The sequence below is a fragment of the Caballeronia sp. M23-90 genome, from assembly GCF_053574605.1.
This window is the reverse complement of sequence record NZ_JBSIPA010000480.1, coordinates 1-4,901: the sequence shown is the minus strand read 5'-3', so window position 1 is coordinate 4,901 and position 4,901 is coordinate 1. Positions and strand designations below refer to the sequence as shown.

Below are 4,901 nucleotides of genomic sequence, written 5' to 3'. Positions count from 1 at the left end.
TAGGCGATCGTGATCGGTGAAGACCTCGGCACCGTGCCACCGGGTTTTCGCGAGCGGTTGCAAGAACATGGTCTGCTCGGTATTCGCGTGCTGTGGTTCGAGCGCGCCGAAGAAGGTCCGGGCTTCAAGGCACCCGCCGACTGGGATCACGACGTCGCCGCGACCACGACCACGCACGATCTGCCGACCGTCACCGGCTGGTGGACCGGCGAGGACATTGTCTGGCGCTCGAAGATCGGCCAGACCGCCGTACGCGCCGATGGCAAGGACGCCGTCGAAATGGCGCAGGCGGAACGCGGCGAGGATCGCGAATTGCTATGGACTGCTTTCCAGGAAGCCGGCGTTGCCGCGCCGGATGTCGACGTCCCCGCCGATATCTCACAGCAGACCGCGCCGGTCGACGAAGCGCTCGCGTTCGTGGCCTCCACGCCCGCGCCGCTCGTCACCTATCCGCTGGAAGACTTGCTCGCGCTCGCCGAGATGCCGAACCTGCCCGGTTCCATCGACGAGCATCCGAACTGGCGCCGGCGGCTGGCGGTTCCCGTATCCGAACTGTTCGATGACGACTCGTTCGTCGACCGTCTGCTTGCCGTCGACCAGGCCCGACAGAAATCCGCCCATACGAAGGCGGCCGCGCATGACACCGCGCATAACGCATCACCCACTGACTGAAGACCATGACCGTCCCGCGCTCCACGCTTCGCCTGCAGCTTCACAAGGATTTCACGTTCGACGACGCCGCGCGCCAGGTCGACTACATGGCGTCGCTCGGGATCAGCCACGCGTATTTATCGCCGATCACCACCGCCACGAGCGGTTCCACGCACGGTTACGACACCGTCGACTACACGCGCGTGAACCCTGAACTCGGCGGCGAGGAAGGACTGAAACGCTTTGTCGAAAAACTGCGCGAACACGACATGGGCGTGATCGTCGATGTCGTGCCGAATCACATGGGTGTGGGCGGCTCGGAAAACCTGTGGTGGATGGACATCCTCGAATGGGGCCGCCACGCCGCCCATTCGCGTTATTTCGATGTCGACTGGCACTCGCCCGACCCTGCATTGCGGGGCAAGGTCCTCGCGCCGTTCCTGGGCGCCGCGTACGGCGAGGAACTGAAGGGCAACAAGATCAAGCTGATCTTCGACGCCAACGACGGCCGTTTCAAGGTCACGTACTACAGCAACACGTTCCCGGTAAGCCCGCTCGACTACGCGGCGATCCTGCAGGACAGCGCGCCGGAAATGGCACAGCGTTTCACCGGCCTTTCGACGCAACCCGCCGACCAGCCGCGCGCCGACGAAGCACGTGCCGCGCTCAGGGAATTCGCGGCATCGGAGGAAGGCAAGAAGGCCATCGATACCGCCGTGCGCGCTCATTGCGGCGACAACGTGACGGGCCGCGACCGTCTGCATCGCTTGCTGGAACGCCAGCATTACCGGCTCGCATGGTGGCGCACAGCCGCGGATGAAGTGAACTGGCGCCGTTTCTTCGATGTCTCCACGCTCGGCGGCATGCGCGTAGAGCGCCCGGAGGTCTTCGACGCATCGCACGCGCTGATCTTCCGTTTGTTCACCGAGGGGCTGATAGACGGCGTGCGTATCGATCACGTCGATGGACTTGCCGAGCCGCGCGAATACTGCCAGCGCTTGCGCCATCGCCTGGAAGAGCTGGCGCAACAGCGTCCCGAGAACCTGCGGCAAGCGCGCACGTATTTTGTCGTCGAGAAGATCCTCGCGCGTGGCGAGCCCGTGCGCGACGACTGGCAAATCGATGGCACCACCGGCTACGATTTCATGAACGACGTCGGCGCGCTGCTTCACGACCCGCGCGGCGCTCAACCCCTCGCACAAAGCTGGGCCGAGTTGTCCGGACGTCCGGCCGACTTCGCAGTCGAAGCCGAAGCCGCGCGTCGCAAGATCCTGGCTGAGAACCTTTCCGCCGAACTCGACCGGGTCGCGCGCGCACTGCATCGGATCGCACGTGACTTGCCCGCCACTCGCGACTTCACGTTTTCATCGCTGAAGCGGGTTACGTCCGAACTCGTCGTGCACTTCCCCGTGTACCGGATTTATCCAGTCAGCGGACAACGCGGCGCGGAAGACGAACGCTTTTTCTCGATGGCCTACGAAGGCGCGAAGGCCGCGCTGGCGCCGGCAGACCACGGCATTCTCGATCAGGTCGCGCAATGGCTCGGCGGCCCGGGGGGCGAAGAGCCCGTCGAAGAAAAGCCGCCGCGTGAACGTATGCTCGACCGCCATGGACGCGAGCGTCCGGGCAGCGCATCTCAGAGTGTGCCGGCGAGCATAAACGGGTCGAATTCCGGCTCGAATTCCGGCTCGAATTCCGGCTCGAATTCGATCGGTTCTCATCGACGCAATGCGCAAACCCTGTTTTCGCAACTGACATCGCCGGTGGCCGCGAAGGCCGTCGAAGACACAGCGTGTTACCGATACGGCCGGCTCATCTCGCGTAACGAAGTCGGTGCCGATCCGGGCGAGTTTTCGTTATCGGTCGAGCAATTTCACGAAGGCAATGAGGAGCGCGCCAAACGCTTCCCGAACGCCATGCTCACGACCGCCACGCACGACCACAAGCGCGGCGAAGACGTCCGTGCGCGGATCGCGGCGTTAAGCGAGATCCCCGACGAGTGGGCTGCAACGTTGAAAAGCTGGTCGACGTTGAACACGCCGCAGCGTCGCATCCTGAATGCCGATGAAAACGACTGGGCGCCAGGTGCTGCCGCCGAAGCGATGCTTTATCAGACGCTCGTAGGCTGCTGGCCGCCTACGCTTTCTCCCGACGACGAAGCCGGCGTCAAGGAACTTGCCGAGCGCGTGAGTGCGTGGCAGTTGAAGGGGATGCGCGAAGCCAAGTTGCGCACGAGCTGGTTTGCGCCCGACGAAGCCTATGAAAACGCATGCCGCGATTTTCTCTTCGATATCCTCGCGCCCCAACGCCGCGATGGCTTCCTCGGCGAATTGCCGGCGTTCGTCGCGCGGATTGCGAAAACCGGCGCCATCAACAGTTTCCAGCAGACCTTGTTGCGGCTGACATCGCCGGGCGTGCCGGATCTTTATCAGGGCACCGAACTATGGGATTTCAGTCTCGTCGATCCCGACAATCGCCGTCCCGTGGACTTCGAGCAGCGGCGCTCGTGGCTTGCTGAAGGCGAGGCGCAGGGTGCGCCATCGGAACAGTTGCAGAACTGGGAGGATGGCCGCGTGAAGCTTGGTATCGTGCGTCGCGCGCTTGCCTTGCGGGCGCATTCACCAGCGCTTTTCGAGCAGGGTTCGTACATACCGCTGAAAGTGGAAGGTGCGCATGCGGATAGCGTGATCGCGTATGCGCGGCATGCGGGAAGCGCGTACGTGATCGTGATTGCGACGCGCTTGGCCGACGCATTGCTCGCTGAAAACGATACCGCGCTGCCCCTGGTCGATGCCGCCCATTGGGGCGACACGGCGGTCGTGTTGCCGGAAGCGCTGGCTTCGCGGGCGTTGTTCGACTGGCTGAGCCCGAACGCGCCCAAGTCCGATGGTCAGCGCCTGTTCATGCGCGATGCGCTGGCTTCAATGCCGGTTGCATTGTTGATGGAAGAAGGTGTGCCGCGGGTCTAATGAATCAACGCGGAGGAAACGGAAGAATCAATCCGCTTCTTCCGCAACCTCTTCATGCGGATAGACGCGAACGAGCACGATGCGCGGTCCGTTCATCTTCTTCACTACGATATCAAAACGATCGAAACCCACGCGCTGGCCTTCGCTAGGCAGATCGCCCAGCGCATTGATCACGAGCCCGCCAACAGACTCCGACTGACCTTCGTCGATATCGATCCCCAACGCCCGTTCCAGCGATACCACCGGCAAGCTGCCCTTGCCCATCAGCGTGCCATCGTCCATGCGTGACCAGTCGGCATCGCCTTGACGAAACTCGTCGTGAATCTGGCCAACGAGCGCGCCCAGCAGGTTGTCGAGCGTGAGGAAACCTATCGGCTTCTCGCCCTTGCGGCCGACGAGCGCAAAGTGCGGCGCGCCCTTGCGAAAACGCCTGAACAATTCGAGCGCTGAAAGATTACCGGCCACATACTGAACCGGGCGCACGTGCCGCTCGAGGGAATCCTGCTTCGTGTCCTGTCGCGTCAGGCCGTGGAGAAGGCCGCGCCCGGCGCCATCGCGTGCGAGCAGCAGGTCTTTCAAGTGGATCATGCCGAGCACACGTTCGCTGGTCGCATCGGCAAAAAGCGGATAGCGGCTGAAACGGTGGCGCGCGATCACCTGCATGTTGTCGCGCATCGGCAGGTCGTTGCGCAGGCCGACCATCTCGTGGCTTGGACGCATCAGGTCGGACACCGTCATGCGGCTGAAATCCAGCGAATGCGCGATGGTGTTCCATTCGTCGGCGTTGTAGCTGGAATCTGCATGCGAACTCGAAATCCCCAGCGTGTCCGGCGTGGTCGACGCCCCGGTCAACCGCCGGCCGCGCAGGATCAGCTTGAGTTCGTCAGTGGAATAGTGGGCGTCGCCCCCATGTTCGCCGCTCAGCCCAAACAGGCGCAGCACGAAATTCGCGCTCGAATTGAGCACCCAGATGAACGGGTACATTGCCCAGTAGAAACCGTAGAGCGGCATGGCCACCCACAAACCGACCTGTTCGGCACGTCGGATCGCCCAAGATTTCGGCGCAAGTTCGCCGACCACGATGTGCAGAAAGGAAATGCAGGAGAAAGCGAAGAACAGGGAGACTGCATCGATCAGCTTCGCTGATTCGATGGCATCGCGTGGTAAGCGGGAGCGCGCCCAGGTTTATGCGCCTACACAACTCGAGTTGTTCAAGACGTTTGCGCTTGCGATAAGCAAAAAGGGGCGAGCCTGAAGTGGTGACAATCGCGCTCTTACGGC

Annotated in this window: 1 protein-coding gene and 2 pseudogenes; 2 read left to right on the top strand and 1 reads right to left on the bottom strand. The window is 62.6% G+C overall.

Annotated elements, in window-relative coordinates; genetic code table 11:
* A pseudogene (locus tag ACRXB1_RS30445) lies at nt 1-672 on the top strand (4-alpha-glucanotransferase); the annotation flags it as partial.
* 5 nt (nt 673-677) lie between these two features.
* A complete protein-coding gene (treY, locus tag ACRXB1_RS30440; protein ID WP_449494156.1) occupies nt 678-3,620 on the top strand; it encodes a malto-oligosyltrehalose synthase in 2,943 nt (980 codons plus the stop codon).
* A gap of 27 nt (nt 3,621-3,647) precedes the next feature.
* On the opposite strand, the pseudogene ACRXB1_RS30435 reads toward treY, so the two are convergent.
* Nucleotides 3,648-4,772: pseudogene (locus ACRXB1_RS30435) on the bottom strand (hemolysin family protein); the annotation flags it as partial.
* Between the last annotated feature and the right edge of the window lie 129 nt (nt 4,773-4,901).

What these genes read in the sequence shown, in the direction of transcription:
- treY (WP_449494156.1), top strand. Translation starts at nt 678, where the DNA reads ATGACCGTCCCGCGCTCCACGCTTCGCCTGCAGCTTCACAAGGATTTC.